The organism is Marinoscillum furvescens DSM 4134 (assembly GCF_003386095.1).
Classification (GTDB): Bacteria; Bacteroidota; Bacteroidia; order Cytophagales; family Cyclobacteriaceae; genus Marinoscillum; species Marinoscillum furvescens.
In genome coordinates, this window is record NZ_QREG01000044.1 from 1 (window position 1) to 4,504 (window position 4,504).

At 39.3% G+C, this 4,504-nt stretch carries 5 protein-coding genes; all 5 read left to right on the forward strand.

Annotated features, from left to right (window positions below):
- Positions 1-437: hypothetical protein (locus tag C7460_RS24180; RefSeq protein ID WP_221409616.1), on the forward strand; the 437-nt coding region annotated here is incomplete at its 5' end.
- Positions 438-1,089: 652 nt separating this feature from the next.
- Positions 1,090-2,238, forward strand: coding sequence for a hypothetical protein (locus C7460_RS23260; protein ID WP_115870538.1), 1,149 nt, complete (start codon positions 1,090-1,092; stop codon positions 2,236-2,238).
- A 133-nt stretch (positions 2,239-2,371) separates the two neighbouring features.
- Entirely contained in the window at positions 2,372-2,932 is a 561-nt protein-coding gene (locus C7460_RS23265) for a hypothetical protein (protein WP_115870539.1), read from the forward strand.
- 319 nt (positions 2,933-3,251) lie between these two features.
- Positions 3,252-3,707 (forward strand): hypothetical protein, encoded by a 456-nt coding sequence (locus tag C7460_RS23270; protein ID WP_245986545.1) that lies wholly within the window; start codon positions 3,252-3,254, stop codon positions 3,705-3,707.
- A gap of 353 nt (positions 3,708-4,060) precedes the next feature.
- A complete protein-coding gene (gene tnpA, locus C7460_RS23275; RefSeq protein WP_115870540.1) occupies positions 4,061-4,345 on the forward strand; it encodes an IS66 family insertion sequence element accessory protein TnpA in 285 nt (94 codons plus the stop codon).
- The last annotated feature ends 159 nt before the right edge of the window (positions 4,346-4,504 follow it).

Sequence of the window (4,504 nt, forward strand, 5' to 3'; positions counted from 1 at the left end):
ACTCATGTGGCAATAAATGGTTTGGCAGGAATTCAAAATCCACTAGATTAGTGGTACAAGGTGAGTATAGTGCATATGCACTATGCTCGGATGTTATCCACCACAATCTACCAATGAGAATAAGATTCACGCATATTTCGATGAGAATACTGGCTGTTATAACAGGCCTATTCGCAATTGCCAGTTTGTACTTCCAACTCTTTATTGTGAAGGATGATCCAGATGCAATTTATCTCTGGATTATAACTATAGTGATCTTCCTACTTACATACGGATTTTGGAAGAAATATAGATGGTCGGTTTATCTCTATGCTGGCGGACTAATAGCGAACAATATAAAAGCAGCAATTGAAGGTACTTGGACACTATCTCCCCAACTACTGATTGCAGTGGTAATCCTAACTATTCTGGCATTGAACTTTAAAAACCTGAAATGAAAGGGATTGACAACAAAAGAATACTGCTATTATTCGGCATTTGCGATATCATAACATTCCTGAACGTTGCTAACCTTCTTTGGCACTATCTAACGAATATGCTTTCAGGATTCTGGCTTATGAGCATCTTAACATCCTCGATTATTCTATCTCTGGTTGCAACTGCCTATTTCAACTTTACCAACCCAAAACTCGGAATCAAAATATACTATTTTCAATTTCCCTTAAGATTGGCGTTTGTCATACTAACTTTTGGCTTCCTAACTTATCTGAACAGGATAACAACAAATGACATATCACAGCAAATAATTTTTGTGGCTATGGCACTCGAACTATTCAGACTGGTCGTAAGTATCCTAACGCATAGACAACTGAACCGGGAAATAGTAGGTGGATAACAGGCGATATGGACGAATGGACCAAACTGCCTATCTGATATTTCAGTGTATCTTGACCGTGAATCTGCCCATTCTGCCAGCTTTTGTGCTTCTAGCTACTTTTTTCTATCTGGATTTGGACTTTCAGATCGCAGTGCTTCGTAGATGCCATTGTACGAGTTGGGCAGTTTCACTATTTTACTGCTTTTTACAGACGGATGTGGCCACTCGCCATATCTGATCGTTAGCGTTTATTTTTAGGAAACCGCATAATTATGAAATCTAAATTAATCATATTATACACCATCCTATTGGTGCTTTCATGTAAGGATTCCGACCCACTCGAACCTATAATCGAAACACCTGAACTTGAAATTTTTGAATGGTTCAAAGATGAAAGATTTGAGGATGAAATGATTGTCGAACTGTTGAGAACATCCACTTCTCTAAGAATTTTAGGAAAGGACGACTTCAGTGGTTACATCGCTGAAATTTATTCAAATGACTCATACGATGGTTTAACGAACCGCGTATGGTGGATGACCTTGGACAATTATAAAAACTTTGCCATGTATGATTATATCATGATTAAATTCTTTGAAGATAATCTATCCATTAGCGATTCGGATATGCACCCTCAAGAAACAGCACCACAAATAAACCTAACTGCCAATGATTCGACATTTCTTGATTTCAAATATTCATCTGGATTATCAAGAAACAAACCTTTAGCCGTAGTTACCAATTTATCTGATCAAAGCATTTCTGGATATCCAATTCAGGATTTCGCATTAATTCCCATTAGAGCAAATACTAGCAAACCAACATTTTACATTATCAAAGTAACTGGGTACGAACATCCGCAACTGGGATATACGGTTACTCAGGCCAACCCTATGAGTAGATTCGAACTTGATCTGGAATTGAAGAAAGGTTTTACTTTCACATATTCAACCGGGAAGGATTTTCTGGCTACCATCAATGAAGATTTTTATCTGATTGATTCCACTGGGAACTATAGTCTTTTGATTGAAGAAAATATTGATCAATTATTAACAAAAAACGACACTTTGTTTGCTATAAATTCAACTGACAAAGAAATTTTCACTTCCCTAAATGCTGGAAAATCATGGACTCACCATATTACATTTACAACAACCAATTGGCCTGAGAATTCTCCCAAAAGGTACATATTCAAGACAGTGAAGAACAGGATCATTGCCTATTCTGAAAATGGCGGCCAAGATTTGTATGAAGTAACATTTAACAACTCACGACTAAATTTCAACCAGTTATTATCTGCGGGCTTACCAGCTAACAGCATTGCCGACATTGAGTATTTCAACAACTCAATTTACATTGGTTATCTGGATGGTGGATTGTTTAAAATTAACTTTGCAAGCCTGTTTGAAACAAAACGCTAACAAACACTAAAATGAATATGCAAACTAAGCAATATGAAAGAACAATGCGAACAGGAAACTGTGGCTCTTCTAGCTACCGGGGTGCATACTCATTTTAGTTGAGCGTTATCGGCAATCCCTGCTCAGCACGATCATGATCAAGTGGCTTAAGTACATATGGAACGAATCTGGAAAAGCTAGTTTCTTGATTCGATTTCTAATTCCAATTTTTGGAACGCTGTTCGCATTAAGGCTCTTTGGACTTGTCTATGTTAACAACCTTGATCCATCTGACTTTCAAAAAACAACTGGTAGAGTAACTAACATCTGGATCGAAGCTGAAACTCCATTTGGACGAACTCCTAGAACCGAACATAACTTAAAGATCAAACTCGCCAATTGTAACACCGAATTCAGGATCTACGATAGGTTTGAACATAGGTTTGATGAGTACTTTGAAAAAATTCCGATTGGAACAACTGTCACTATTCACCATTTAACTGATAAAGAATCAACTCTCTCACTTCTTAAATCAGCCGACTTATACCAACTTGACTCAAACGGGCAAACTCTATTCGAATTTCAGTGGATGAAATACAAACGAACTGGTGACATGAACTCCTTTGCCTTTCTAACAATAGCATGTTGGACTGCATTTGGAATCTACATTTACCAAGAACGAACAAAGAAAAAGAAAGCCGATAACAGTTGCTAGCACGAATGCGCCAGGCTGCTTTCTTCTAGTTTCATCTGATCTTCACCGCTCCGCTACCCATTCTGAGACAGACTCTCTCCTAGCAACTGTCTTGCTTCTGGATTTTTTCTTCTGAACGCAGTTCTTTGTAGATGCCGTTGCGGGTGTTGGGTAGCTGCGCTATCTTAGTGTCTTTCGGCTGGTTCGGGGCGCACTCCTGCTAGCTTGGCGTTATGTGTAATTTCTGTAGATTGAACTGATGAACTTCCGACAAAAACTTGCGGACTTTGTACTTGGTAACCGAACAATTAGTCTACATCCTGACATTGCACTAACTGGTATGAACGAACAACTGGAATCCGAGTCCCTTGTAATTCTAGCTGGAATGAATGAGCAGGATAACTCATTTGAACTGGATCAATATTTCCAACAGATGTTATCAGAACTGCAGATTAAACTGCCAACTAAAATGGAAGCTGCCAACATTTTGCTGAACTACTTCATGACGCAGATGGTCGCTGAACCAACTCGTGCATATGAACTAATGACAGCGATACAGAACAATGTCTATTATGCAATTAAATGGCCAGAAAGCAACTCGGAGAACCAATACATGGGACATGAACTAGGTCTGGAAAAGTTGTACACTTGGTATCGCGAACTTCAAGACTTCAATGCTGGCAGTATGTTATTATACTACAACGAATTACCAAGGCACAAGCAAAAAATGAAGTTTGAAGAACATTTGGTTAAAGAAGCCCAAAACTGGCTAAATGCGGGAAAAACATACACATAACATAGCGTATACTTCATATCTGGTGAATCATTAAGCGAGATCTTTCGCGTTTTTTTACTACTTTTAGTCTCGGCATCGTTTCGCATGCCTTCGGTGATAAAACTAACGTTTTCAATTGGCCGATACGAAGCATACGCGAGACGTTAGAGGTCATATGAGATTCCTGTCAATATTATTAATTCTGCTTTCAATATGTGTTTCCACCAACGCTCAAGAACTGCATGTGGAAAAATCGAAGAAGGTATTCCTCAACGACATAAAGGTTAAGAAAGGTGATACACTAACATAGTATCCCTTCGGTGTTGAGCGTATTGCCTAGGCGGTATAAGGTGTTGAGTTTTGCATAAAAAGCAATGCAAAGAAACCAGGAAGATATGTTTGCACTCATAGAGCAGTGGAAAAACAGTGCTGAGTCGCGAAAAGCCTTTTGCCGGAGGCACAACATTGCGCCATCCACCTTCAGTTACTGGTACGCCAAATATCAGAAGACCGAGTCTGCTGTGAAGCCAGGGTTTGTGGAGGTTCAACCCCACTTGAGCAGGAGCCTTGAGCTAATTTACCCCAATGGTGTCAAGATACGGCTACCACACGACACCTCACTTTCAGAACTACGCACACTTCTTCAGCTTAATGTTTAGCCTCGGCTCTTCACATAGTTACTACCTGTACACAGAGCCTACCGACATGCGTAAGAGCTTTGATTGGGTATTTCGGTCTAACCGTGCCAGTGATTTCGGCGATATGGTGCCACTCTGAGGAAGGCGTAATTTGTCAATAATTTTTTAAAGTTCTTTAAG